Raw genomic sequence first — 25,796 nt, 5'->3', positions numbered from 1 at the left:
CTCCAGGTTTACGATCAAGTTCATGCGTTTCGCCATCAAGACTTCGCCGCAGGACACCGTTTGGTCCGACATGCTCGCCGTCTGGCAGGCCGCCGACGAGATCGAACTCTTCGAATCGGGCTGGACCTTCGATCACTTCTATCCCATTTTCTCGGATTCGACCGGTCCCTGCCTGGAAGGGTGGGTGACTCTCACCGCGCTCGCGCAGGCCACGAAACGGCTCCGGCTGGGCACCTTGGTCAGCGGGATCCACTACCGGCACCCCGCGCTTCTCGCGAACATGGCCGCGACACTGGACATCGTTTCCGGCGGACGGCTGGAGATCGGCGTCGGCGCGGGCTGGAACGAGGAGGAATCCGGCGCGTACGGCATGGAACTCGGCACCATCAAGGCACGCAGCGACCGGTTCGAGGAAGCCTGCGAGGTGCTCGTCGGCCTGCTGACCCAGGAGACCACCACGTTCCAGGGTGAGCACTATCAGCTGACCGACGCCCGCTGTGAACCGAAGGGTGTGCAGAAGCCGCATCCGCCGATCTGCATCGGCGGCAGCGGCGAGAAGCGGACCCTGCGCACGGCCGCGAAGTACGCCCAGCACTGGAACTTCGTCGGCGGCACGCCGGAGGAGTTCGCGCACAAGCGCGAGGTGCTGCACCGGCACTGCGCGGACATCGGCCGGGATCCGAACGAGATCACCTTGTCCTCGCACGTCCGCCTTGACGCGGACGGTGGCTACGCCAAGGTCGCCGCGGATGTGGAAGCACTCGGCGAAAAGGGCCTCGACCTGGCGATCATCTACCTGCCGCCGCCGCACACCCCCGCCGTGCTGGAGCCGCTGGCGAAGGTGCTCGAGCCGCTGCGCTGAGAGCTCGGAGACCGGCCGGGAGCGACGGCCCGTTGCGGAACCGGCCGGTCTCGCTATACGGTGACAGAACTAGAACAGGTTACAGTTCTGCACGGTGGGCTGACCGAGGAGCGGACATGGCGAACAGGGCTGCGCGCGGCGACGAGGCCGACTACGTGGTCGTCGGATCGGGCAGCTCGGGAGCTGCGATCGCGGGCAGGCTGGCGGAGTCCGGTGCCAGCGTGATCGTGCTCGAGGCGGGGAAGAGCGACGACAGGATGCTCGTCAAGAAGCCGGGGCTGGTCGGTCCCATGCACGCGGTGCCCCAGCTGAAGAAGCCGTTCGACTGGGGGTACTACTCGGTCCCGCAGAAACACGTTCTCGATCGGCGGATGCCGGTGCCGCGCGGCAAGGTGGTCGGCGGATCCAGCTCCATCAACGGCATGGTCTACGTCCGCGGCAACCGCGCCAACTTCGACTCCTGGGCCGCCGAGGGCAACAAGGGCTGGGACGCAGACAGCGTCAACGCCGCGTACAAGCGGATGGAGGACTTCGAGGACGGCGAGACCGAGTTCCGGGGCTCGGGCGGGCCGATCCGGGTCACCCGCAACAAGACCCCGCAGGAGGGCACGCTCCAGTTCCTCCAGGCGACCGCGGAGGCGATCGGCTGCGAGATCCTCGACGACTACAACGCCGAGTCCCAAGAGGGCGTCAGCCGGATGCAGCAGAACGCCGCCGACGGCCTGCGGTACAGCGCCTCGCGCGGCTACATCCACCATCTCGCACCCGCCACGCTGCAGGTCCAGTCCGGCGTGCTGGCGAAGAAGGTGCTCATCGAGAACGGCCGTGCGGTCGGCGTCGAGGTCGTCGACGCGAACGGGGGACAGCGCACGCTGCGCGCGGGCAAGGAGGTCATCCTCGCGGGTGGCTTCGTCGGATCGGCGCAGCTGCTGATGTTGTCCGGGATCGGCCATGCCGAGCACCTGAAGGAGCACGGCATCGACGTCGTCGCGGATCTGCCGGTCGGCGACAACCTGCACGACCACATGTTCCACGCGCTGACCTTCCGCGCGTCGTCGAGCAAGAACAGGGGCACGCCGCCGTACTTCGCGCGCGGCCTCGTCAGCGAACTGATGCGGCCCGGCACGACGTTCCTGGCGAACTCGGTCTTCGAGGCGGTCGCCTTCCTCAAGACCTCTCAGGCCGCCGAAGTCCCCGACCTCCAGCTGCACCTCCTGCCCTGGGCGTACGTGACGCCCAACCAGGACGCGCCGATCCGGCACGACGTCGACAAACGGCCCGCGCTCACCGTGCTGACCACGCTGATCTACCCGAAGAGCCGCGGCACCCTGCGCCTCGCTTCGGCCGATCCCTCGGCGGCACCGCTCATCGACCCCCAGTACCTGTCCGACCCGGCCGACCTCGAAGTGCTCGGCGAGGGCTCGGAGATGGTCCGCGAGATCTTCGCCTCGGGGGCGTTCAACGGCTCGATCAAGGAAGAACTCCACCCGGGCAAGGGGCTGCGGGGCCAGGAGTTGCGTGACGCGATCCTGAATCGTGCGACCTCGGTCTACCACGGCGTCGGCACCTGCCGGATGGGCGTCGACGAGCTCGCGGTCGTCGGTCCCGACCTGAAGGTCCGCGGTGTCGACGGCCTGCGGGTCTGCGACGCCTCGATCATGCCGTCGATCACCGGCGGCAACACCAACGCGCCCGCCATCATGATCGGCGAGATGGGCGCGCAGCTCGTCCTCTCAGATAACTGACGGAAAGAGGGCCATGACCGTCACACCGCTCGCGCTCACCCGTCCGGCGTCGGTGACCGACGCGTTCCTGCGACGCCTCGTCGCCCGCGTGCCGGGCTCGTCCGGCGCGACCTGGAAGCTCACCGAGGTCTACACCGGTGACGTGCTCGTCGAGCTGCCCCAGTCGACACCCGCCGACATCGAGCAGGCGTTCACCACCGCTCGCGCCGCGCAGGAGAAATGGGCCGCGACGCCGCTCAAGCAGCGGCTGGAGATATTCAAACGGGCGCACACGCTCTTCGTCGACAACGCGCCGGCCGTCACCGACCTCATCCAGGTCGAGAGCGGCAAGAACCGGCGGATGGCGATCGAGGAGACCTGCGACCCGGCGATGGTGATGAGCCATTACCTCACGCGGGCGGCCAAACTGCTGGCGCCGACCAAACGCGGCGGACCGGTCCCGTTCCTGACGACGTCGACCGAAGTCCGGCAGCCCAAAGGTGTGGTCGGGATCATCGCGCCGTGGAACTTTCCGTTCGCCACCGGCATTTCCGACGCCGTCCCGGCGTTGATGGCCGGGAACGCGGTGGTGCTGAAACCCGACAACAAGACCGCGCTCTCCCCGCTCTACGGCGTCGAGCTGCTGGAGAAGGCCGGGCTGCCGAAGGGCCTGTTCCAGGTGGTGTGCGGCGAGGGGCCCGACGTCGGCCCCACCCTCATCGACCAGGCGAACTACGTGATGTTCACCGGTTCGACGGCGACCGGCCGGGTGATCGGCGAACGGGCGGGCCGCAACCTCATCGGCTGCTGTCTCGAACTCGGCGGCAAGAACCCGATGATCGTGCTCGAAGACGCCGACCTGACCGAGACCGTGCAGGGCGCGATCTTCGGCGCTTTCGGCAACACCGGGCAGATCTGCATGCACATCGAGCGGATCTACCTGCCGGAGTCCCGGTACGACGAGTTCAAGAACGCGTACGTGGCCAAGACCAAGGCGCTCGACGTCCGCGCCGCCTACGACTTCGGGCCGGACATGGGCTCTCTCGTCTCCGTCGATCACATGAGCCGGGTCAAGTCGCATGTCGACGACGCCGTCGCGAAGGGTGCGACCGTCCTTTGTGGAGGAAAGCCGCGGCCCGATCTCGGCCCGGCGTTCTTCGAACCGACGATCCTCGAAGGTGTTACGAAGGACATGCTCTGCGGTGTCACCGAAACCTTCGGACCCGTTGTCGCGCTGCACAAGTACCGCACGGTCGACGAGGCCGTCGCGTTCGCCAACGACACCGAGTACGGCCTCAACGCCTCGATCTGGGGCGGGAATGTCGACGCCGCCCGCGCCGTGGCCGCGCGGATCGAATCCGGCAACGTCAACATCAACGACATCCTCGCCACCGCGTACGCCGCGAAGGGGACGCCGTCCGGCGGCGTCAAGAATTCGGGCGTCGGCGCCCGCCACGGGGACCAGGGCCTGCTCAAGTACACCGACGTGAAGAACGTGGCGGTGCTCAAGAAGCAGGTCATGGGTCCCCGCGGCGGCCAGACCTACGAGAAGTACGTCGAGGGGATGCTGTCCGGGCTGAAACTCATGCGGCGTCTGCGTATTCGTTAGACGTCGTCGGTGTGCTGCGGTGCGGCCAGCACACAGGCGATGCTGAGCACGCACATGCCGATCAGCAGGCCGATCGCCGGCCAGACACTGCCCGTCGCCTGGAACAAGAGGGTCGACACCAACGGCGAGAGGCCGCCGAAGAGCGCGCCCGCCAGCTGGTAGGACAGCGAGATGCTGGTGTACCGCGCCCGCGGGCGGAACATCTGCGACAGGATGGCAGCGATCGGACTGTAGGTCGCCGTCATCGCGAGGCGCATCGCCACGAACGCCGCGATGATCAGCGCCGCGTTCTTGGTCGAGAGCACCAGGAACTGCGGAGCCGCGAGCACGGCGACGCCGACCAAGCCGATCACGACCACCCGCACCCGGCCGAAGCGATCACCGAGCCAGGCCGCGCCGAAGCTGACGACCAGTTCGACGAACGCGGCGATGGTGAGCGCGTTGAGCACCAGCGATTCGGAGACGCCGACGGCCGGATCGGTCGCGTACGCCGTCGCGAAAGTGGTGACGAGGTAGTAGCCGCCGACCGCGACGGGCAGCACGCAGATGCCCAGCAGGATCGGCTTCCAGTTCGTCCGGACGGCGTACAGGATCGGCGCGCCGGTTTCCTCGGCGGCTTCTTCGAAGACCGGTGACTCCTCGACCTTCAGGCGCACGATGAGGCCGACGCCGATGAGCAGCACGGACGCGAAGAAGGGGATCCGCCAGCCCCACGTGGTGAGCCATTCGGTGCCGCCGATGCTCAGGAGACTGAACAGACCGGTGGCCAGCAGCGCGCCCGCCGGATTCCCCGCCTGCGCGAAGGCGCCGTAGAAGGTCTTCTTGTCCGGCGGCGCGTGTTCGACGGCCATGAGCACGGCACCGCCCCACTCGCCGCCGACGGCGAGCCCCTGCACGAACCTGAGCACCACGAGCAGGATCGGCGCCCACGTGCCGATCTGGGCGTATCCGGGCAGGCAGCCGACGAGGAAGGTCGCCGCGCCCATCATGGTCAGGGTCACCACGAGCGCGGTCTTGCGGCCGACCCGGTCACCGACGTGCCCGAACACGATGCCGCCGAGCGGCCGGGCGAAGAACCCGACCGCGTAGGTCGCGAAGGCCGCCGCGACCCCGGTCAGCCGGTCGCCGGTCGCGGGAAAGAACACGGTGCCGAAGACCAGGCTCGCCGCCGTGGCGTAGATGTAAAAGTCGTACCACTCGATGGTGGTGCCGACGAAGGCCGCGAGCCCGGCCCGGCGGGCTCGACGGAGCGACTGGGTGTCGGTTTGGACGGTCATCGGGCCACCTCGCCGTCGATCCAGGTTTCGAGCACGCGGATACCGGCGATCCGGTCCGGCTCGCAGGTGAGGGGATTCTCGCCGAGCAGCACGAAATCGGCGCGTTTACCGGGGGTGATCGAGCCGAGGTCGCGCTCACGGCCGAGCACCCTGGCCCCGGCGATCGTGTGGGCGGCGACGGCCGACCGGACGTCGATCAGCAGCTCGTCGCCGCCGAGCCGGTGACCGCGGCGGGTCGTCCTGGTCACCGCGGTCTGGATGGCTTCGAGCGGGTTCGGCTCCGCGACCGGGGCGTCCGAGCTCAGCGTGACCGGCACGCCTGCCGCCTGGAACTCGCCGAGCGGGTTGAAGCGCTCGCCGGGGGTGCCGACCGCGTCGGTGACGCCTTCGCCCCAGTTGTAGTAGTGCTGCGGCTGGTTGACCGGGTGGACGCCGAGCGCGGCCATCCGCTTGATCTGCTCCGGGGACGGCAGCCCGCAATGCTCGATGCGGTGACGGGCGTCGGGCCGGGGATTTCGCCGCTGCGCGTCCTCGATGGCGTCGAGCACCATCGCGATCGCGTCGGGGGACTGGGCGTGGGTCGCGGTCTGGAGCCCGGCCTCGTGCGCCTTGCCGATGAGCGCGGAGTAGTCCTTCGGGTCGTGGTAAAGCTGCCCAGTGCGGCAGGGATCGCCGACGTAGCCGTCCGGGAAGTACGCGGTCCAGCCGCCGAGCGTGCCGTCGGCGTAGAACTTGATCCCCGCGAAAGCGAGGCGAGCGGTGCCGAAAGCACCGTGCAGCCCCATTTCCAGAGCCTGGTCGAGCAGATGCGACAGCAGGTACATGTGGACACGCGTCTTGAGCTCGCCGGCTTCGTCCAGCCGCAGGTACATGTCGAACTCGCGGCGCGTGACCTGGGCGTCGCCGATGGCGGTCACGCCCGCGGCGAGGAACTTCTCCTGCGCGGCGGCCAGCTGCCGCGCGTGCTCCTCCGGCTCGTCCTCGAGGTGGAAGTTCGGCCCGTGCCGCCCGACCTTCACCCCGGTGACGCCGGTGAGGATGTTGCACGCCGCGTCCGACAGCTCCCCGGTGAGTTCGCCGTGCTCGTCACGGAAGAACACCCCGCCGTCGGGATCCGGGGTGTCACGCGTGACGCCGTTGCGCCGCAACGTGAAGCTGTTGACCACGCCGCCGTGCCCGCTGGCGTTCATGAGGTAGACCTCGCGGTCTTCGGCGACCGCGTCGAGCTCCTCCTTGCGGGGATGCCGTTTCTCGGCGAGGTTGCGGTGCTCGTAGCCGTAACCTCGGACGGGCCTGCCCGCCGGGGTGTTCTCGGCTGCTTCGCGCAGCAGCGCGACGATCTCGGGAATGGTCGACGCTCGTTCGGGGCCGCAGTCCACCCAGGTCATCATCTGCCCGTACATCAAGGGATGGGCGTGCGGATCGATGAAGCCCGGGAGCAGCGTGCCCGGCAGACGTCGCACCTCCGGCTCCGGACGGCCGAGGCTTGCCGCGCGGGCGCGGCACTCGTCCACGGAACCGACCGCGGCGATCTCCTCGCCGAACACGAGCACCGATTCGGCGCCTTGGGTGGCGTCATCGACGGTCACCAGCTCGTCGGGAAGCAGGATCGTCGCTCTCGCGTCGAGGACTGAACGATCGAGGGGCAACAGACGCATCGCGCGGACTCCAGGGATTCGACGGTGAAGTGGGGCGAAGGTAAGCGACGAAAACCGCGAGCGCAATCAGATCGGTCGTATACGGACGGTGTTCACGATCGATATGTCGGCGATCATGGACAGAACGCGCAATCTCGGCTGTCGTTCGGGCTGGAAGGCCGGTGATATGGTGCCGCCTGCCGTCGGAAATTCAGCAGAGGGGAAACCGCCGTGGACGACGCGTTGGTCGCGGCTTTGCGCGCGGACGGCCGGATGAGCGTGGCCGATCTGGCCCATCGCGTCGGGGTGTCACGGTCGGCCGTGTCGGCGCGGCTGGAGCAGCTGAAGGCCGACGGTTCGCTCAACGTGGTCGCGGCGGTCCATCCCGAGTTCCTCGGCCTGACCGCGTACGCGCATCTCGCGATCCGCACGTCGGGCCGTTCGCAGGCGACGACGGACGCCATCGCGGCGCTGCCCGCCGCGGCGTTCGTTTCCGCGGTGAGCGGGGAGTACCAGACCGTCGCCGAGTTGCGGCTGCCCGATTCCCCGGAGCTTTACCGCACGGTGGCGGACATCCGCGGCCTGCCGGAGGTGGAACAGGTCAACACCCTCGTCTACGTGGACGTGGTCAAGGGCCTGTTCATGCCTGGCCGTCCGCTGCCGCCCTGGCTGCGGCTCGACGATCGCGACCTCGCGATCATGCTGCGGTTGCAGGCCGACGGGCGCGAAAGCTACGCGCGTATCGCCGAACACGTCGGGCTGTCGCCGTCGGCCACCCGCACCCGCGTGCGCTTCCTCGTGGAGCACGACGTCATCCGGATCGCGCCGGTACTCAGCCGGGCCCGCCCGGACGCCGGCCTGGTCTGCGGGATCGGCCTGAACGTGCGGGGCGCGGGCGACTCCGTGACGGCGGCGCTCGCCGCGCGCGACGACACCGAGTTCCTCGCCAGGACCATCGGCCGGTTCGACGTCGTCGCCACCATCGCGGCGCAGTCCGCCCGCGACCTCGACCGGGCGCTCGAAGAGATCAGCGGCAGGCCCGACGTCGTGACCGCGGAAACGTGGGTCCACCTCCGCATCGCCAAGGAACGCTACGAGTGGCCGTTGCCGACCGCGGAAGAACTCGCGCGCCGCTAGTCGTTGTCCAGCAAGGATTTCCGGATCTCGGTCTTGAGCACCTTGCCGATCTTGGACCGGGGGAGATCCGGCCAGATCAGGATCTCCTTGGGGGTCTTGACGCTGCCCAGCCGCTCCTTGACCACGGCACGGAGTTCTTGCGCCGCCGCCGTCCTCCCGGTGTGGAGCTGGACCACGGCGGTGATCTGCTCACCCCATTTCTCGTGCGGAAGCCCGATCACGGCACAGTCCTGCACCGCATCGTGAGCCATGAGCGCCTGCTCGACCTCGGCCGAATAGACGTTGAAGCCGCCGGTGATGATCATGTCCTTGGCGCGGTCGACGATGTAGAGGTAGTGATCGTCGTCGAGGTACCCGATGTCGCCCGTGTGATGCCAGCCGTGCGCGCTCGCTTCCGCCGTCGCGGCCGGATTCTTGTAGTAGCCGAGCATCACCAGCGAACCGCGGACGACGATCTCGCCGCGTTCGCCGGGCGGCAGCAGCGCGCCCGTCTCGGACATGATCGCGACCTGGGTGAGCGGGGTCGGCCTGCCCGCGGAGGTGAACCGTTCGAGGGCGAGCGAGCCGTCGGGATGGACGTGGTCGGCGGGGGAGAGGGTGGAGATCATCATGGGCGCTTCGCTTTGGCCGAACAGCTGCCCGAAGACCGGGCCGATCCGGGTGATCGCTTCGGCGAGTTTCGTGGCCGACATCGGCGCGGCGCCGTACCAAAGGCATTGCAGCGACGAAAGATCAGCCCTGTCCAGCGCCGGATTGTCGAGCAGGAGGTAGATCAGGGTCGGCGGCAGGAAGGTGTGCGTGATCCGGCGGCTTTCGATCAGTGCGAGGAATTCGCCGAGGTCCGGCGACGGCATCACGACGATCTCGCCGCCGAGCGTCAGGACCGGGAAGCAGAGCACGCCCGCCGCGTGCGTCAGCGGGGCGAGCGCCAGATAGCGCGGCCGCCCGGTGAACGGATAGCTCATCAGCGTGAGCGCCGACATCGTCTCGACGTTGGTACCGCTGAGCATCACCGCCTTCGGATGGCCGGTGGTACCGCCGGTGCCGACGAGCAGGACCATGTCGTCGGGCGGGGTCTCCTCCCAGGGTTCGGCCTCATCGAGCCAGTCGGAAAACGGGACGGCGCCGGGCATCGAGCCGTCAAGACAGACCACAGTGAACAGTTTCGGCAGGTACGGAAGCATTCGGGAGACGAGCGGTGCGAAGGACTCCTGCACCAGAAGGCAGGTGCAGTCGAACAGGTCGAGCAGTTCCCTGTTCTCGGCGGCCTCGTTGCGCGGGTTGACCGGGCACCACACGGCGCCGGCCCGGCTGATGCCGAACACGCAGCCGAACGACAGCGGGTCGTTCCCGGACAGGATCGCCACCTTGTCGCCGGGCTTGACGCCCGACCGGGCCAGCGCCCGCCCCACCCGCCACGACAGTTCCCGCACTTCGCCGTAGCTGAGGGACGTGTCGCCCATGGTGAGGCAAGGGGCCGCCGGATCGAGTGAAGCGCCCTTGTCGAGATAGTCGGTCAGTCGCACGCGCTCGTCCTCCCGGTCAGTCGTGGACGGTCAAGACCGGCTTCGAAACCAGCCCGAAGCTTCGTAGCACGCCGAGCAGTTCGCGGTGGCCGAAAGCCTGGCACCCGGACGCGAAACCGACCCGTTTCGGCGGCTGTCGCAGCAGCGAGTAGGCGCCGTAAGCCTGCATCAGCCCGGTCTGCTTGTAGTTGCAGGTGCCGTGGATGACGCAGTGCGCGCGGCCCAGCGGGCCCGAGGCGTGCACCGAATCGAGCGACGTGTTGAGCCGCTGGTTCTCCCGCGGCGGCATCTCGTCGCGCACCGCCGCGGCCTGCTCCGCCAGTACACGCAACTTTTCGTCCAGCGGCAGGTCTTTCACCTGTTGGAGAACGGCCGCGACGATCTGCGGTACCCCCTGCATGAGCGCGCGGTCGAAAACGCCACCGACGGCCTTGACGTTCGCCACGCGGGCGTCGTTCTTGAACCAGACCGGATGAGAGGTGCCGCCCCAGGGCAGGGCCAAGCCGGTCTCGTGATGGCCGGGCACGGTGACGTCCTGCAGGCCGCCGTCCGCGGGCCAGGGCAGGTACTCATTCTGCTCGAGGTAGTACGCGGCGGACAGCGCGGCGTTGACGAGGATGGTCTTCGTCGAAGCGACTGTGGGATAGCCCTTCCAGAAGACCAGGATGTCCAAAGTGTCCAGTCCGGGGGTCTCCAGGCACAGGTTCGCCGCGATCTCGCCGGTGGTGTACATCTGCGCGATGCCGGGAGAGAGCAGAAGGCCCTTCTCCGCCATCTGCTCGCCAAAGCGGTCTTCGGCGGAGATCAGCCAGTCCTGTTCGCCGGTGGTGTCGAGATAATGCGTTCCGGTGCGCAGGCAGGCTTCGACGACCTCGTGGCCGTACTCGCTGAACGGGCCGACGGTGTTGCAGACGACCTTGGCGTCGCGGAACAGTTCGGTGAGCGCTTCGACGTCGTGCGAGACCTCGACGACCTCGTGGTCGATGGTGTCGAGACCGGGGACGTGGTCGAGCGCTTCCTGGATGCGGGCCTTGTCCCGGCCGGCGGCGATGAACGGGACGTTGTACTCGCGCAGGTACTCGCAGATCAGCCGTCCGGTGTAGCCGGATGCGCCGTAGACCACGACGGGTTTGGGGCTGCTCATGGTGATTCCTTTCGGTAAGTGCTGGTCACATGCCCATGCCGCCGTCGACCGGAAGTCCGGCCCCGGTGATGAAACGTGCCGCGTCGGAAGCGAGGAACACGACGGCGTCGGCCATGTCGGCGACCTCGCCGAGCCGTCCGGCCGGGGTCTGCGCGATGACGGCACCGATGGCCTCTTCGACGCTGGGGAACAGGCCGACCTCGACGACGTCCTGCGCGAGCTGATTACCCATCTGGGTGGGTACGAGGCCGGGGTAGACGCAGTTGACGCGGACGCCATAGCCGAGTTTCCCGGCCTCCATCGCGGCGACCCTGGTCAGCCGGTCGACCGCCGATTTCGTCGCCGAATAGCCCGCGATCCCAGGGAAGGCGATGGTCGCGGCGACCGAAGAGATGTTCACGACGGCGCCGCCGGTGCCCGCGGGTCCGCCGGGCCGCATCGCGCGGAAGGCGTGCTTCACGCCGAGCGCGGTGCCCAGCACGTTGACGTCGAGCATCTTGCGCACGTCGGCCGGGTCCAGATCGGCGACGAGCCCGGTGATCTCGACGCCGGCGTTGTTCACCACGATGTCCAGCCCGCCGAGTTCGCCGATGACCGCGGCGACCGCCTGCTCCCAGCTCTGTTCGTCGGTGACGTCCAGCCGGACGAAGCCCGCGTTGGCGCCTTTCTGCTTGATCTGGTCGGCGGTGGCGCGCCCGAGATCCTCCTGGAGGTCGCCGATGACCACCGAGGCGCCCGCCAGGGCGAGCGCTTCGGCCATCCCGGCTCCCAGGCCCTGCGCTCCACCCGTGACCAGGGCTTTCCGGCCCGAAAGGTCGTACGAACCCATGGACTTCTCCTCCTTGAGACGGTCCGCGGTTGCGGTGTGGGTCACATCCTGAGCCTGTTTTGGACAGTCGTCAAGATTTTCTTGGACAGTCGTCAAGAATTCCGCGACGCTAGACTGAGGGACCCGCGGCAGGCGCGGGCTCCCGGACCGGACAGGAACTCGTGGTGACCGAGACGAGCGAGCGGATCGCACGCCGGAGCGTGGACAAGTTCGCCCAGCGCCGGGCGGAACTGGCGGACTCGACGCTGCAAGCGCTGTCCGAACTGGGGTACGCCAGGACGAGCCTGCGGGAGATCGCCCAGAAATCGAACTTCTCGCATGGGGTGCTGCACTACTACTTCACCGACAAGGTGGAACTGCTGACCTACGCGGTCCGCAAGTTCGAAGAAGTGTGCGTCACCCGCTACGACGAGGCCGTGGCCGCGGCTCGGTCGGCCGAAGAACTCAAGCAGGGCTTCGGCGCCGCGATGGCGGGCACGCTGCGGGCCGACGCCGCGATGCACCGGCTCTGGTACGACCTGCGGAACCAGAGCCTGTTCGAGGCCGCGTTCCGCACCGACGTGCTCGAGATCGACACGCAGCGGCAAGCGATGATCTGGCGCGTCGTGGAACGCTATGCCGAACTCGCCGACGCGTCGCCGGTCGTGACGCGGTCGGTCGCGTATGCGGCTTTCGACGGCTTGTTCCAGCAGGCGCTGCTGCATCATCTCGCCGGTGAAGAGACCAGTCTGGCTGAGGATGCCGGGTCGTTGATGGGGCAGCTGGTTTCGTAGGTCTGGCTTTGGGGTCGCCTCGGGGGTGGGTCCATTGGAGAGGTTTCCGCGGCGAAAGTTTATTCTTTGGCGGGCTTGAGGGTGTGCTGCGAAGTTCGACGTGCCGGGACTCATGTCATGCGGGTGCTCGGAGGATCATGAGCTCAGCCTTGTCGTGGCCTGCTTGAATCACCCTTCAGTGTTGTTTGTTCGATTTGATTGTTGCTTAAAATTACGAACGCTTGTTCGATTGTTTTGCGGTATTCTTGAGGGGTGTCCGAGACCTTTCTTCCCGAGTTGCCGCAGGAACTGTGGCGCGCTGGCAAGCTGGAGCTTGCTCATGGCGTGCAGCAGTCTTTGCAGGTGATCAGGATGGCCACCGCCGGATTAGGTCAGTTCTTGGCGGAGATCGAGTCTCGTGGTGTCAAAGACTTGTACGGCTATGGTCGTACGGCGAACTGGTTCGCCGATATAGCGGGGTTGTCGGTTAGTGAGGCGGGTGCGGTGGTGAACCGGGCCATCGCCCTGAACCCCACCCGCGGGTTGGACGGCACGGAGGTTCCGCCTGTCGCACCGGCTACGGCTGCTGTCGCTGCGGAGGGGTTGGTCGGGGATGAGCGGATCGACCAGATCTTGGAGATCTTGAAGAAGCTCCCCGCCGATACCTCTGTTGAGGATCGGGCGAGTGCGGAGAAGATTCTCGCCGACCTCGCCCGCGACGCCGGTCCCCGACAGTTGGTGGATGCCGAGGCGAACCTCCTGGCGTGGCTGGATCCGGACGGGAACGAACCGAAAGATCCCGAACCCGCCCAGCCGCGCCGGGAAATCACGCTGGAGCGCCGCAAAGACGGCTTCTGGAAACTCACCGGGCTCCTCGACGACGAGACCGGTGCCCGCACCGCCGCCGCGCTCGAGGCTTATGCGCAGCCACGCCCGGTGGACGAGTTCGGCCAGGCCGATCTCCGGTTGAAATGCGAACGCATGGGTGATGCCTGGGTCGACATCCTGGACTTGGCGATCGCGTGCCCGGACCAGCCGGGTACCAGTGGCTATCGCACTCTGCTGCATGTCACGATCGGCCTCGACGAGTTGAAGTCCGGTCTCGGGACCGCGTGCTTGGACTTTGTCGGGACGATGACTGCCCGCGAGGCCCGGCTGGCGGCCTGCGACTGCCTGATGCTGCCGGTCGTGATGAGCGCCGCCGGAGAACCCCTCGACGTGGGACGGCTGCGACGGTTCGTCACCCCAGGCCAGCGACGCGCGTTGAACATCCGTGATGGCGGCTGCGCGTTCCCCGGATGCCATCGGCGGCCCAAGAATTGTCACGCTCACCATATTCACCACTGGGCAGACGGAGGCCCTACGGATCTCCGGAATCTGGTGCTGCTCTGCGGATTCCACCACCGGCTGATCCACCACGGCGATTGGCAGGTTCGGATGGCGGGCGATGGGTTACCGGAGTTCATCCCACCCCCATACCGAGATCCACTCCGAAAACCCCGACGCAACACCCTCCACCACGTCTGACCCGGAGGAGCCCGCCAGCCACAGGCGACGGGCCCTTCGGCATGCCTACAGGCTGGCAGCACTGGTTCAGATGGGTAGTGCAGGGTAGGTCGCGTTAGTGCCGACGAGTGCCTAGGGTCTGCCCGATGTTCCCAATGTCGCATCGGAGACACTGAGCGTCTCCAATGCGACATTGGGAACCAGGAACTCATCCCCGGTCGTGCGGCGACCCACCGGACATCGGGCTGGAGGCGTGCCGGATCGTCAACGTCAAACCCGGCCGCCGGTGTCCCGGTGTGGTGCGGCGGAATGCTCGAAACCGGGGGCACGACGTCGACGCGGGAACTGTGCATCCCAGACCGCCGGACCCCAATTCCGAGCATGGGAAACCGCGTGACCCGCCCGTAGGTTCGGCACTGTGCTTGACATCGAACCCTTCACCATCCAGGTTCCCGGTCCCGAGCTAGCCGATCTCCACGCTCGACTGGCCCGGCTCGATCCTCGAGTCAGAACTTCGGAACGACCTCCGCGATCCTCGGCGCCGCGCCTCCCGGGGCCCAGAGGAGCCGGACTTGGCCGGTCACGACGCCCTCGGCGGGCAGTTCCGTGTAGCCGCCCGACATCCTGCCGATCGTGCGCCAGTCTCCGGCCGGGCCCGCGATCTGGACGTCGGCGCCCGCGCCGGCTTCCGCCGCCAGGACGACGACCTTGTCCAACGGTTTCGGTGTGACGGAGGTGACCACGAGTGCGTCGCCGGGCATCGGCGCCGACGCCGCCGTGTACAGCGAATCGGCGTTGTTGTCCGCGGCGGCGGCCAGATTCGATCCCGCCGGGGTGCCGGTGACCGTGTACTTCGGGCTGTCCGGTGTGGACACGGTGAATTCCCGGACCACGACCCAGAAGGACTGCGGGGCGGTCGTGCGCAGGCGGACGAACCTGGCTTCGGCGCCGTCCGGGAGGTCAGCCGAGATCACCGGTTCGGTGACCGTCTTCACGGTCGTCCATCGCGTGCCGTCGGCGGAGTATTCGAGGACGCCGTTGCGGACGAAGTCGTCCGGGCTGGTCGGTTTGCCCATCAGGATGTCCACATGGGACACCCGTTGCGATGAGCCGAGGTCGACGCCGATGGTGGCGCCGACGCGGGGCGCCCAGTCGCTCCAGTAGTAGGTTTCGGGGTCACCGTCGACCATCCGGGCGGGCACGTTGTCGGTGTAGGTCCCCAGCGAGGTCGTCGGCTGCGGCCGGACCCCCGGCAGGCCGAACCAGCGGTCCGCCGTGGCCAGCGCGCTGTTGAGGAACGGAACGCAGACCGCCGTGCAAGTGCTCGGGTTACGCGGCCCGCGCGAGGTCGGGACGCGGATCGCCTGCGCCTGCTGGAGCGCGGCGACGAGTTTCCCGCGCTCCGCCCACGCCTTCGAGCCATCGCCGTCGAACTGTGCCAGCAGCATCTTCACCGCGTGACCGCCCGCCTGGCCGTAGAGGCCGACCTGGTCGAGCCACGGTCCGACCTCGGCGAGGAACTTCGGGTTCGACGCCATCCCGCGTCGCAGCTCGTCGGGATCCGACGCCATCGCGGTGAGATAGCGATCCAGTTTCGCCGCCGCGTCCCACGGGTCCTTCTTCTCCAGTGCGGACCAGAAAGCGGCGAGCAGGGGGCGCAACACCGGGGAATCCAGATCCGGCTTCCCGGTTTCGAGGCGGACGAGCAGACTCGAATAGTTGTTCTCCGCGAACACCTTCAGCGCCGGCGCGGCGGGGCCGCCGAGGTCGGCGATGGCGGCGAGCCACGATTCGTCCGGGTCGTAGCGATCCGGGTTCCACAGGAAGTCACCCGAGGTGAATTCGGCGATCTTGGACGCCTCCGCCTGCACCATCGGGTTCGCGGTGATGCCGGACAGGTACTTCGCGACCCCGGGCTCGCGGCCGATGTACGGGCCGAGCAGCAGCCGTTCGGTGATGTAGTCGTTGACCGGGTAGTTGTCCCAGATCAGGATGTCGTGCCCGAAGACCTCTTTCGCCTGCCGGGCCTGCTTCTCGGTGATCTGCCCGGCGATCACGCCGACACCGGTCCACTCGACGATCACCGCCTTGTCTAGTTGAGTGCGCAGCGCGGTCTTGTACGGGGAGTCGGCGAGGTCGTAGTACTCGGTCGGGACGGTCTGGAGCCGCTCGACCCCGGGATGCGTGGCGATGAAGTCCTGCTGAACCCGGTTGAGCAGGAACGACTGCGCCGTGCCCGCGGCCGCGCCGCCGGTGCCGAACTTCGCGGCGTCGGCGTCGCAGTTCCAGCGGGTGTAGGAGATGTCGTCGAGCGGGATCGCGAACGACCGGACTCCGATGTCCCACAGGGATTGGAACTTCGTGACCAGCGCGGTCTTGTCGGCGTCCGAGGAGTAGCACACGGAAAGGCCGGGGGAGAGGGCGTAGGTGAACTCGACGTGGTTCGCGGCGGAGCGGGCCACCAGTTGCGAGAGCAGCGCGAGCTGTTCCGGCGGGTACTGGTCGCGCCAGCGGGCACGCAGGAACGGGTCGTCCTTGGGGGAGTAGACGTACATGTTCTGCTTGGTGCGGCCGTAGAAGTCCAGCTGCGCCAGCCGATCGGCGTGCGACCACGGCGCGCCGTAGAACCCTTCGATCACGCCGCGCAGCGGGGCCGCCGGCCAGTCGCGCATGCCGAACGCGCGGCTCTTGCCGGACGCGAAGAGCTGCCGGAACGACTGCGCGGCGTAGAACGTCCCCGACGTGTCCACACCGGACAGCGCGATCACGCCGCGGTCGGCGGCGAGGACGTATCCGCCGGGGGACAGGCCTTCGGGGCCGTCGACGCGGAGCGCCGCGAGCGCGAGGGCCGTCGCCCTGCTTTCGGTGGGACCGCCGACGAAGACGACGAGCCCGCCGTTGCCGCGTTCCCGCTCGACGGCCGCCCGGTCGTTGTCGGTGATCTTGACGATCGTGCTCGCGCCCGCCGAGCGGAGCACCTGGTCCACGACGGCGAGCGCGGACGGATCGGTGCCCGCTCCGACCACTTCGACGACGGTGCGCGGGATGGTCACCTGACCCGGTCGCGGCGTCAGCTGCTGGGGTGTCGGCCATACCCGTGCCAGTGGTGGTTCGGCGGCGGGAGCCGCGCTCGCCGGTGCGGGGACCGCCACCGCCACCGTGGTCACGAGAAGCATGACCGGAAAGAGTCGAAGTACCCACCCGAAGGACATCGGCCGCCCCCAAATCGTCGATCAACGACGTTGTGCGAGCAAGCAAACACCCAATGTGATGACGAAGGCTAGGTCGGTCTGGGTGATTTTCCGACAGTGCCGGGCCATGCCGGGTGAGCGTCGGCGTCGAGGCGAAACCCTCCCGCGCGGACGCTGAACCCGCCAGAATGACCCAGTGCGAATACTTCGCGTCGTAGTGGCGCTTGTCCTGTTCGGTCTCGCCGGTTGTCAAGGCGGGGTCTCCGGCCAAGCCGAGCCCGAGGGCGACAGCTTCACGATCAAGGACGGGTCGCGGCTGCGGTTCCGGCCGGTGCTGGCCGAGCTCCCGCCGGGGCCGCCGACAGGTTCGGCGACCGACCGGCAGAGCACCGATCCCGCCGGGCAACAGGCCGCTGCCGCGGCGCTGGACTGCTCGGCGGGGCCGGATCCGCTGGACGGCCGGGACGATCCGGCGCTCCCGCTGGTCAGCTGCGACCGCGTGGAGGGCACCAAATACCTGCTCGGCCCGGCGTTCCTCACCGGAGCCGACCTCAGCCGGGCGAACGCCAGGCTCGCTACGGAGTCGGGAGGCCCGCTCGTCGGGCTCAGCTTCACCGACGCGGGTGCGCGGACGTGGGCCGACTGGACCGCGGGGAACGTCGGCAAGCAGGTCGCGATGGTGCTGAAGAGCCGCGTACTGACCGCGCCGATGATCCAGTCCGCCATCGTCGGCGGCGAAACCCAGATCAACGGCAAGTTCACCATGACCGAAGCCCGTCAGCTGGCACGCGACATCGCCGGCGCCTGAGCCTGGAGGCGCGGTGGGTCGTGAGTGGCGATTCGGGTTAGAGGCAAGGGTGGCTCCGGTACCTACTGGATTCCGGCTCGGCTGATCGCGGGATCGCGGACGACTCGCGTGTCCGGAGGGACGACATGCGCGCACCGGCGACTCACGAGACTGTGGCAGTCCTCGAACCGGCGCGGAATACGATCACCCGACCCGACGTTTGAGCGTTCAACTACTTGAGGAGTTGGACATGGGTTACGAGATCCTGGGCACCCGGCAAGAGCCGTCCTTCGGCCTGGACACGTTCGGCGACGTCGAGAACGGCGCGGACGGCCAGCCGGTGAGCCAGGCCGAAGCCATCCGTCAGGTCGTGGCCGAAGGCGTCCTCGCCGACCAGGTGGGCGTGGACTACTTCGGCGTCGGCGAACATCACCGCGCGGAGATGGCGGTGTCCTCGCCGGACGTCGTGCTGGCCGCGATCGCGGGGCAGACCGAACGGCTCCGGCTGGGCACGGCCGTCACGGTGCTCAGCTCGGACGACCCGGTGCGCGTGTACGAGCGGTTCGCCACGCTGGACGCCGTTTCCCGTGGCCGCGCCGAAGTCACGCTCGGCCGGGGTTCGTTCACCGAGTCGTTCCCGCTGTTCGGGTATTCGCTGGACGACTACGAGGTGCTCTTCGCCGAGAAACTCGACCTGTTCACCCAGTTGCAGGGGGAGAAGCCGGTCGACTGGTCCGGGACCGTCCGCCCCGCGCTGGAAGGCGCGCAGGCGTTCCCGGTCACCGAATCGGGCAGTCTGCCCGCCTGGGTCGGCGTCGGCGGCACCCCGCAGTCGGTGGTCCGCGCGGCCGCGTACGGCCTGCCGCTGGTGATGGCCGTGATCGGCGGGTCGCCGGAGCGGTTCACCCCGCTCGCGGACCTGTACCGGCGTGCGGTGAAGGAGGCGGGTCACCAGGAGCTGCCGATCTCGATGCACAGCCCTGGTCACATCGCCGAGACCGACGAATTGGCCGTTGCCCAGCACTTCGCGCATCACCAGGCCGCTTTCGCCAAGATCGGCGCGGAACGGGGCTGGGGCCCGATGTCCCGTGCCGACTACGACGCGATGGCCGGGGCGCGCGGTGCACTCTTCGTCGGCTCTCCGGAAACCGTCGCGCAGAAGATCGCCTGGGCGGTGCGGACCCTCGGCCTGTCGCGCTTCCAGCTCAAGTACAGCGTCGGAGCGCTTCCGCACGAGCAGCGCCTGAACTCGATCCGGCTGTACGGCGAGCAGGTCATCCCGCGAGTGAAGGAGCTGCTCGGCTAGCCTCGAAACCGTGGTGTTCGATTCCGAGCGATTCGACCTTCAGCCGTACACCGGTTTCGACATGTCCCGTGGAATCGGTCGCCGCGCGGCTGGGCGGCCGCGCGGTGGACCACGAGGCGATGGCGGCGTCCGTGGCCGGCGGAGATCCGTTGCTCGACGAGCGGGTTCGCGCCGCCGTCGCGTTGATGTGTGACCGGCTGGGCGACCCGCTCAGCGTCGCCGAAATCGCCGGGGACGTACATCTCAGCGTCTATCACTTCATCCGGGTCTTCAAAGAGAAGACCGGCGAGACACTGCATCGTTTCCTTGGCGGGCTCCGCATCGAGGAGGCGCGAAGACTGCTGCGCGGCACCGATCTCCCGATCGCGCGGATCGCGGAAAGATGCGGATTCGCCACACCCGGCGCCTTGTCGGCCGCTTTCCTGCGGCACACCGGATCGCGGCCCTCGGAATACCGCAATTCCTGATCACGGCCCCGCAATTCCGCGCATGGTGACCCGGCCGCCCAAGAGGGGGTGGACGTCCCGGTGATGGTCGATTACCAGGCCTCGGTCGAGTTGCGCGGAATACCCGGCGGGGGAACGCGGATCCGTTGGCACGGAACGTAAGGGGAGCGCGTGGATCTTCCGGTGGTATCTCCGCCGCTTCATGCGGGGCATGGCGACCGGGCTCGCCGACCACGCCGGCGGCCCGGCCAAGAGGCCATGACGAGGGATCAGTGCCGATGAGCGGTTTCGCGGTGGAAGCCCGCGATCATCGCTTCGGTGCTCGGCGGGTTGAAGGGCTGCCCGAGCGTGCGCATCAGCGAGTTCACGCTGGGGCGGTACATCCCGGTCTTGCAGTAACGGGATCCTTCGAAGGCGCCGACCGTGCCGCCGTCGGGGGAAGGCTTGCCGAGCCAGGTGTACCACTTGGCTTTGCGGTCCCGCATCTGCGCGGCCGTGAGCGCGGAAGCGTTGGGCTCCCGGGGTTCGCGGGTATCGCAGGTGCCGTAGTCGTACTCGTCGGCGAGCCCGCCGATGGAGTGCCCGAGTTCGTGGGCGACGATCTGACTGGCCTGGATGTTGCCGCCCGAGGAGGTCGCGACCCCGCCGCCGGCGCCGCCGTACTTCGTGGTGTTCGCCAGCATGATGACCTGATCGACGTCCGGCGCGGCCGCGGCGTACTGGTTCGCCTTGGTTTCGTTGACGCACAACAACCGTTCGATGCCGCCGCACCAGAAGTACGAGCCCAGCGCGGTGTTGCGCCGGATCCCCTGGGTCGGGTCGTTGGTGATGCCGGACTGGGGTGACACCACGTCGACCTGCCAGAGGTTGAACTGTTTGCGGTAGCTCTTGTACGGCTCGATGGCGAACAGCGCCGCGATGCTGGAGCGGACGTGCTGCGAGTACGTGCCCAGCTGGGTCGAGGTGTAGCCGTCACCGACGAAGACCAGGTCGAAGGTGGTCTCGCTCGGGCCGTTGGTTTCGATCGGGGTCACCGCGGCGGCGCTCGCGATCTGCTGCGGCGCGGCGGTTCTGTCCGAAGCGGGCCGGGTGACGTCCACCCGGGTGATGGTTCCTCCTGGTTCGAAGGCCTCCATCGACGTCGTGAACCGGGGAGCCGCCGACGCCGTCGCGGGAACGAGTGCGGCGGCGAGGGTGGCGGTCAGCGCGAACACGAGACAGGCGCGTCGCATGCGTACTCCTTGCGGGGAGGGTGGGGGAGTACGAAAAACGATCCCGACTTTCGACGGCTTCCGGCACATCCCAAGTGGCCATAAGGTCCGCGTGATGGACGTCGAGTTACGTCACCTGCGCGTGGTGTGCGCCGTCGCCGACGCGGGCAGCATCACGCGCGCGGCGATCGAGATCGGGAGCACCCAGCCCGCGCTGACCGCCGCCGTGCAACGGATCGAGCGCGCGTTCGGCGGAACCCTGTTCGTCCGCGGGCGGGGCGGCGTCTTCCCGACGGCGTTCGGCGAATGCGTGCTCGGCCGCGCGCGGGCCGTCCTCGCCGCGGCGGACACGATGCACCGTGACGCGGCACGCTGGCTGGCGGAAGGCGAAGAACGCCCTGTCGCGCTGGGTGGGATCGGCGGTTCGATGGTCGTCGAACTGGCGGACCGGCTCGGCGATTCCGGCCGGGGGCAAGCGGTTTCGGTGACCACCGAATTCTCGCCGTCGCGGCTGCTGGATCTCGTGGCCTGCGGACAGCTCGACGCCGCCGTCGTCGCCGACTATCCCGGGCACGTCCTGCCGTCCGCGCCGGGTGTGGTTTCGCGGCCGCTGGCCACGCAACCGGTGTTCGTGGCGATCGCCGCGGACCATCCGGCCGCCGGGCACCGCGAGATCGACCTCGCCGATCTGGCCGGGGAACGGTGGGTGCTCGGACCGTCCGACGGGGCAGGCTGGCCGGAATGCTTCGAGGAAGCCTGTGCGCGGGCCGGATTCCGGCCGAAGGTCGCGCACCGGAGCACGGAACTGCGGCCACTGCAACGCCTGATCGCGGCGGGCCGGGCGATTTCCCCTTGTCAGGTCACCTTTCCCGCCTCGCCGGGAATCGCGATCCGCGCGCTGGCGGGAGATCCGCTGTGGATGCGATATCTGATCGCCTGGAGCGTCGAAGGTGCTTTCGGTGGGAACAGCGATGCCTTGATCGCCGCGGCCGAGTCGGCTTACCGGTCCGACACCGAAGGCAGCCTCACCTATCGCCACTGGCTCGCCCGCCGCGGTGAACCGATCGCACGGCGTGCCATCGGGTGACACCTGGTCGGGGAATTCCCCTTGTCGGGCAGTGGGTCCTAGCCTCGGATCACCTCATCGACGAAGGGTAAGAAATTGCGTCTGCGCGCCCTGCTGGCCGCTGCTGTCCTGACCATCACCACCGCTCCGGCCGCGCTCGCCGCGCCGGACGTCGCCCACGGCACCGATGTCCCACTCGGGCAGTTCGGGTTCGTCGCGAAGATCGCGATGACGAAGATCCCGCGCCCGGACGGCTCGACCTACAACAGTTACTGCACGGGTGCGCTGATCGCACCAGGCTGGGTCGTCACCACCGGGCACTGCTTCCACGACGCGCACCGCAAGCGGGTCGCGGGCAAGGTGCCGTATCCGACGATGGTGACGTTGGGGCTTGTCGACGAAGCGACCGAATCAGGCGTGGCCCGCAAGGCGACCGAAGTGTTGCAGGCGAAGGAAAACGACGTCGCCCTCATCAAACTGGACACTCCGGTGACCACCGTGGCCCCGCTGACGGTGAACCGGGTGCTGCCGAAGGTCGGCCAGCAGCTGACGTTGGCGGGCTGGGGCAGTTTGACCGCCACGAATCCCGCTCCCGCGACCCGGATGCAGCAAGGCACCGTCCAGGTGGCGACGGTGGCCCCGGCGACGATCGGTGTCCGCGGTGCCGCGCCGTCGATCACGACCAGCGCCTGCACTTACGACTCGGGCGCGCCGTACTTCGTCCCGGGAGGCAAGAGCGGCGTCTTGGTCTCGCTGGAGGCCACCGGGCCGAATTGCCCGCACGCCGGGATCGAGACGACCTCGCGTGCGGACGTCATCGCGGACTGGATCGTCACTCACACGGGCTAGCGGGCCGTTTTGGCCGGGGGCGGATCGGGTAGTGGCGTGAGCAGGAGGTAGTGCGATGACGACTGCTCGAATGACCGCGCCTCCGGCGCCGCCGGACCCCATGCCGCCGGATCCCGAGCTTCCCGATCCCGGGATCCCCGAACCGGTGCCGGACCCAGGCAGGCCAGAGCCGGTCCCGGACCCCGGGGTGCCCGAACGGCTCCCCGAACCGGGACCGGACCGTCCGTTGACGGAGCCAGGGAGCCCGCCGGAAACCGAGCCGGGACCGGCCGGGCTCAGAGGGTGAACGCGAGCCAGAGCGCGAGCCAGGCGCAGGCCGCGACCGCGACGACGACCGCGAACACCCGCAGACCGGCGGTGGCGATCCGGAGCGACGCGGTACCGTCGTGCTGACGGTGATGCTGTCGGTGATTGCCCATGGTGCCGCCCTCCTTTCAAGATCACCTTCCGCCGTCCGCGCGTTCTTCGCAGCGGGGATGGGCTAGCCGGGTGACCCCATCCGGGTGAGGACTGCTCGCACGGCTCGTCAGAGCCAGCCGTTGTGGGCGGCGAACACCCCCAGCTGAAACCTGCTGGAGACGCCCGCGCGGTCCATCAGGGTTTCGAGATAGCGGAACAGGGTGCGCCTGCTGACGCCGAGCGAGGCGGCGATCTCGTCGTCCTTGAGGCCGGCGGCGAGCAGGATCAGCAGCTGCCGCTCGATCGGCCGGATCGGCTGCTCGGCCGTCCGTCCTTGCCGGTCGAGCGGGAGCGCCGCGGCCCAGGACGTTTCGAACAGTCCCTCCAGCGCGGAGAAGAGGCTGCACGGGCGCACGACGACGATGGACTGGTTGCGATCGGCCTCGCGGATGGTCAGGGCGATGGTGGCCGCACGGTCGTCGAAGAGCGTCAGTTTCACCGGGAGCTCGGGCAGGAGGCGCGCCTGTTCGCCCGCCCGCAGGCACGGCAGGATGTTGTCGGCGAGATAGCCGGGATCGCCGAACGACGCTCCACTGTAGACACAGCGGTAGGTGATCCCGCGCCGCAGTTGTTCCTCCTCCAGCAGATTCCGGCGGCCGCCGGTGAAGTAGGGCGGGGAATCGAGACGGCGCACCTGATGCCGCACCGTGGTCGCGAGCTGTCGCAGCCGGGGGATGATGGCGTTGCCGGTGACCACTTCGAGCAGGTCCTGCGCGTTCGGCATCCCCGAATGCGCCCGGCGGAACGCGCGATACGCGGTCTGGACCGCGAGCCGCGCGTCGTGCAGCTCGGCCTGCCGCCGCGTGGTCAGCGCCGTCAGGGCTTCGCTGGGGTTCGCGGGGAGGAACTCGGTCCCGTCCACTCCGGACGGCACCGCGAGTCCGGCGTCGGCCAGCTCTTTCAGTGCCGGCCGGACCGTCTCCGCGTCGTCCAGGCCCTCGGCGGTGACGGGCGCGGACTCGAGCATCCGGAGGTAGATCCGGGCGGCGGTCTCGCCGACGCCGAGTCTGATCAGCTGCGCGGCGAGGCCGTCCGAGGACACGCTTAGATGCCCGAAGTGTTGCGGATCCAGGTGCGGTTCGCCGAGATCGCGGTGTGCGTCGAGCTGTCCACCTTGTTGCCGGCGATGTGCACGCCGACCTGCTTGCCGCCGACGAAAACCGGTCCGCCCGAGTCACCGCCGTTGGTCAGTCCGTTGCCCCGGCGTGCCTTGATCAGTCCATTCCCGACACTGGTGACCGTCATCCGGGCGACCTTGAGGTAGCGCTGCAGGTCACCGTCTTCGTTGTAACCCCAGCCATAAACGTATTCGGTGTCGCCGACGGCGACGGAGGTACCAAGGGACGCATAGGTCGTGCTCACCGAGCGGTCGAGCCGCAGCAGCGCGATGTCGGCGCCGCTGGAGGGCGTGTAGATGTCGGTCACCACGGCGTACGTCCCGGCCTGGTGGTCGACATCGCCCACCCGCACCGAGTATTCGGCGCCGGGCTCGTCGACGCAGTGCTCGGCGGTGAGCACCCAGCGGGCGCTGATGATCGAACCGGAGCACCACTGCCGGCCGTTCTGTTCGATCATGGCCGCCCACGGGCCGGACTGGGCGTATTCGCCGTCGATGATGGGGGCCGCGCCGGCGGCCGGAGCGACCGTCGTGAGCCCGGCCGCGCACAGCAGGGCGGTGAGGAGACCTCGGATACGCATGAGTGCCTTCCAATGCAGGGGAATCGGGAAAGCGGCGGATCATCCGTTCACGGCCGCGGCGGATCACCAGGGATCGCCCGGCCGGATCCGTTACCGGTTTTCCCATGCTAGGCAGGCGGATACGGCGGTCGATAGCGACTAAAGACGGGAGAAGGCCGCACCGGACATGGGCTTTCGGCACGACAGTGCCGATGGCACCGATGCGCCACGGAAGGCGGGTGCGCCCAATGTGGCATTGGGGACGCTCAGCGACTCCAATGCCACATTGGGCGCACCGATCGAGCCACGGACCTCGCGGTCATCGACGACGGGGCTTGGGATCGAGTAGTTCCTCGGCGAGGAGAATGGCCCGGTCCGAAAGCGTGACGGACAGCCGCTCCACCGAATCGCCGATCCGGCCCGCTTCCCGGCGCACGCCCTCGCCCGCGGGCTTGCTGTGCCGATCAGCGAGTCCGGCGAGCCTGCTTCCGGAGAGCACGACCAGATCGGCGAGGCGCTCGCCGAGTTCGGTCAGCCGGTTCGCCGTCCTTCCCGCGCGCCGGGCCACGAGGTCCTCGGTCTCCCGTCGCAGCTCCCGGACGGCGGACCTCGACTCGGTTGTCGTCCCGGTGAGCGCGGACTTCAGGGTTTTCGTCACGTCCATCAGGAATCGACCTCCATGCGGATTGCCTGATTTGAGTGTACAGCCGTACTCCGAGTCGACGGAATATGCAGTTCACATTCCGGTGCCGCATAAGAAATATGCCGAACATCGGTGAACAGTCGTGGGCTGAAGGTCAA

General features: G+C 68.2%; 23 protein-coding genes. 12 read left to right on the top strand and 11 right to left on the bottom strand.

Going from position 1 to position 25,796, the window contains the following annotated elements; genetic code table 11:
• Positions 1–22 precede the first annotated feature (22 nt).
• From DMH03_RS25585 to DMH03_RS25575, 3 genes are all read left to right on the top strand, one after another.
• Complete coding sequence (locus DMH03_RS25585; protein WP_199749011.1) at positions 23–862, top strand: LLM class F420-dependent oxidoreductase; 840 nt, start codon at positions 23–25, stop codon at positions 860–862.
• Positions 863–978: 116 nt separating this feature from the next.
• Positions 979–2,607, top strand: coding sequence for a GMC family oxidoreductase (locus tag DMH03_RS25580; RefSeq protein WP_125794517.1), 1,629 nt, complete (start codon positions 979–981; stop codon positions 2,605–2,607).
• A gap of 13 nt (positions 2,608–2,620) precedes the next feature.
• Positions 2,621–4,195 carry a succinic semialdehyde dehydrogenase gene (locus tag DMH03_RS25575; protein ID WP_125794516.1) on the top strand — a complete coding sequence of 525 codons (1,575 nt, stop codon included), beginning with the start codon at positions 2,621–2,623 and terminating at the stop codon, positions 4,193–4,195.
• Here DMH03_RS25575 and DMH03_RS25570 read toward each other — a convergent pair.
• A complete protein-coding gene (locus DMH03_RS25570; protein WP_125794515.1) occupies positions 4,192–5,472 on the bottom strand; it encodes an MFS transporter in 1,281 nt (426 codons plus the stop codon). The two genes, DMH03_RS25575 and DMH03_RS25570, sit on opposite strands and share 4 nt — an antisense overlap.
• The gene (locus tag DMH03_RS25565; protein ID WP_125794514.1) at positions 5,469–7,130 is read right to left on the bottom strand and encodes an amidohydrolase; all 1,662 of its coding nucleotides are present in this window, start codon (positions 7,128–7,130) and stop codon (positions 5,469–5,471) included. The genes DMH03_RS25570 and DMH03_RS25565 overlap by 4 nt, the downstream gene beginning before the upstream one ends.
• 210 nt (positions 7,131–7,340) lie before the next feature.
• Here DMH03_RS25565 and DMH03_RS25560 point away from each other — a divergent pair, with 210 nt between their 5' ends.
• Complete coding sequence (locus tag DMH03_RS25560; RefSeq protein ID WP_125794513.1) at positions 7,341–8,246, top strand: Lrp/AsnC family transcriptional regulator; 906 nt, start codon at positions 7,341–7,343, stop codon at positions 8,244–8,246.
• Here DMH03_RS25560 and DMH03_RS25555 read toward each other — a convergent pair.
• Genes DMH03_RS25555 through DMH03_RS25545 form a run of 3 tightly spaced genes read right to left on the bottom strand, consistent with a single transcriptional unit; the run spans position 8,243 to position 11,790 of the window.
• Entirely contained in the window at positions 8,243–9,772 is a 1,530-nt protein-coding gene (locus DMH03_RS25555) for a long-chain fatty acid--CoA ligase (protein WP_125794512.1), read from the bottom strand. The genes DMH03_RS25560 and DMH03_RS25555 overlap by 4 nt on opposite strands.
• Positions 9,773–9,788: 16 nt before the next feature.
• Entirely contained in the window at positions 9,789–10,916 is a 1,128-nt protein-coding gene (locus DMH03_RS25550; protein ID WP_125794511.1) for a DUF5938 domain-containing protein, read from the bottom strand.
• Positions 10,917–10,941: 25 nt separating this feature from the next.
• The gene (locus DMH03_RS25545) at positions 10,942–11,790 is read right to left on the bottom strand and encodes an SDR family NAD(P)-dependent oxidoreductase (protein ID WP_233611633.1); all 849 of its coding nucleotides are present in this window, start codon (positions 11,788–11,790) and stop codon (positions 10,942–10,944) included.
• Between the two features lie 119 nt (positions 11,791–11,909).
• Here DMH03_RS25545 and DMH03_RS25540 point away from each other — a divergent pair, with 119 nt between their 5' ends.
• Together DMH03_RS25540 and DMH03_RS25535 are read left to right on the top strand one after the other, a co-directional pair.
• Positions 11,910–12,518, top strand: coding sequence for a TetR/AcrR family transcriptional regulator (locus tag DMH03_RS25540; protein ID WP_125794510.1), 609 nt, complete (start codon positions 11,910–11,912; stop codon positions 12,516–12,518).
• 252 nt (positions 12,519–12,770) lie between these two features.
• Positions 12,771–14,024 carry an HNH endonuclease signature motif containing protein gene (locus DMH03_RS25535; RefSeq protein ID WP_125794509.1) on the top strand — a complete coding sequence of 418 codons (1,254 nt, stop codon included), beginning with the start codon at positions 12,771–12,773 and terminating at the stop codon, positions 14,022–14,024.
• Positions 14,025–14,509: 485 nt separating this feature from the next.
• Here DMH03_RS25535 and DMH03_RS25530 read toward each other — a convergent pair whose 3' ends face one another.
• Entirely contained in the window at positions 14,510–17,179 is a 2,670-nt protein-coding gene (locus tag DMH03_RS25530; RefSeq protein ID WP_233611632.1) for a beta-N-acetylglucosaminidase domain-containing protein, read from the bottom strand.
• Positions 17,180–17,390: 211 nt separating this feature from the next.
• Between DMH03_RS25530 and DMH03_RS25525 the strand changes: the two genes are divergently transcribed.
• The 3 genes from DMH03_RS25525 to DMH03_RS25515 all read left to right on the top strand — a co-directional run bounded on the left by DMH03_RS25525 (position 17,391) and on the right by DMH03_RS25515 (position 19,754).
• The gene (locus tag DMH03_RS25525) at positions 17,391–18,002 is read left to right on the top strand and encodes a precorrin-3B C(17)-methyltransferase (RefSeq protein ID WP_125794508.1); all 612 of its coding nucleotides are present in this window, start codon (positions 17,391–17,393) and stop codon (positions 18,000–18,002) included.
• A gap of 229 nt (positions 18,003–18,231) precedes the next feature.
• Positions 18,232–19,287 carry an LLM class flavin-dependent oxidoreductase gene (locus DMH03_RS25520; RefSeq protein ID WP_125794507.1) on the top strand — a complete coding sequence of 352 codons (1,056 nt, stop codon included), beginning with the start codon at positions 18,232–18,234 and terminating at the stop codon, positions 19,285–19,287.
• 68 nt (positions 19,288–19,355) lie between these two features.
• On the top strand, positions 19,356–19,754 hold the full coding sequence (locus DMH03_RS25515; RefSeq protein WP_233611631.1) for a helix-turn-helix domain-containing protein: 399 nt from the start codon (positions 19,356–19,358) through the stop codon (positions 19,752–19,754).
• A gap of 248 nt (positions 19,755–20,002) precedes the next feature.
• Here the strand turns inward: DMH03_RS25515 and DMH03_RS25505 are convergent, their stop codons facing one another.
• Positions 20,003–20,965 carry a M64 family metallopeptidase gene (locus tag DMH03_RS25505; RefSeq protein ID WP_125794506.1) on the bottom strand — a complete coding sequence of 321 codons (963 nt, stop codon included), beginning with the start codon at positions 20,963–20,965 and terminating at the stop codon, positions 20,003–20,005.
• 94 nt (positions 20,966–21,059) lie between these two features.
• On the opposite strand from DMH03_RS25505, the gene DMH03_RS25500 reads away from it, so the two are divergent.
• From DMH03_RS25500 to DMH03_RS42125, 3 genes are all read left to right on the top strand, one after another.
• Positions 21,060–22,031, top strand: a complete 972-nt coding sequence (locus tag DMH03_RS25500; RefSeq protein ID WP_125794505.1) for a LysR family transcriptional regulator — start codon at positions 21,060–21,062, stop codon at positions 22,029–22,031.
• A 75-nt stretch (positions 22,032–22,106) separates the two neighbouring features.
• Entirely contained in the window at positions 22,107–22,859 is a 753-nt protein-coding gene (locus DMH03_RS25495) for a trypsin-like serine protease (RefSeq protein ID WP_125794504.1), read from the top strand.
• 55 nt (positions 22,860–22,914) lie between these two features.
• Complete coding sequence (locus tag DMH03_RS42125) at positions 22,915–23,145, top strand: hypothetical protein (protein WP_158633119.1); 231 nt, start codon at positions 22,915–22,917, stop codon at positions 23,143–23,145.
• On the opposite strand, the gene DMH03_RS42380 is transcribed toward DMH03_RS42125, so the two are convergent.
• The 4 genes from DMH03_RS42380 to DMH03_RS25475 form a co-directional block, all read right to left on the bottom strand.
• Positions 23,135–23,278, bottom strand: coding sequence for a hypothetical protein (locus DMH03_RS42380; protein ID WP_199749009.1), 144 nt, complete (start codon positions 23,276–23,278; stop codon positions 23,135–23,137). The genes DMH03_RS42125 and DMH03_RS42380 overlap by 11 nt on opposite strands.
• 107 nt (positions 23,279–23,385) lie before the next feature.
• Positions 23,386–24,360 carry a helix-turn-helix domain-containing protein gene (locus DMH03_RS25485; protein ID WP_125794503.1) on the bottom strand — a complete coding sequence of 325 codons (975 nt, stop codon included), beginning with the start codon at positions 24,358–24,360 and terminating at the stop codon, positions 23,386–23,388.
• A 2-nt stretch (positions 24,361–24,362) separates the two neighbouring features.
• Positions 24,363–25,016: a trypsin-like serine protease gene (locus tag DMH03_RS25480; RefSeq protein WP_125794502.1), complete on the bottom strand. Its 654-nt coding sequence runs from the start codon at positions 25,014–25,016 to the stop codon at positions 24,363–24,365.
• Between the two features lie 298 nt (positions 25,017–25,314).
• Positions 25,315–25,659 carry a hypothetical protein gene (locus tag DMH03_RS25475; protein WP_125794501.1) on the bottom strand — a complete coding sequence of 115 codons (345 nt, stop codon included), beginning with the start codon at positions 25,657–25,659 and terminating at the stop codon, positions 25,315–25,317.
• Positions 25,660–25,796 lie beyond the last annotated feature (137 nt).

It is taken from the genome of Amycolatopsis sp. WAC 01376 (assembly GCF_003947415.1).
GTDB lineage: Bacteria > Actinomycetota > Actinomycetes > Mycobacteriales > Pseudonocardiaceae > Amycolatopsis.
This window is presented reverse-complemented; position numbering and strand designations above follow the sequence as displayed.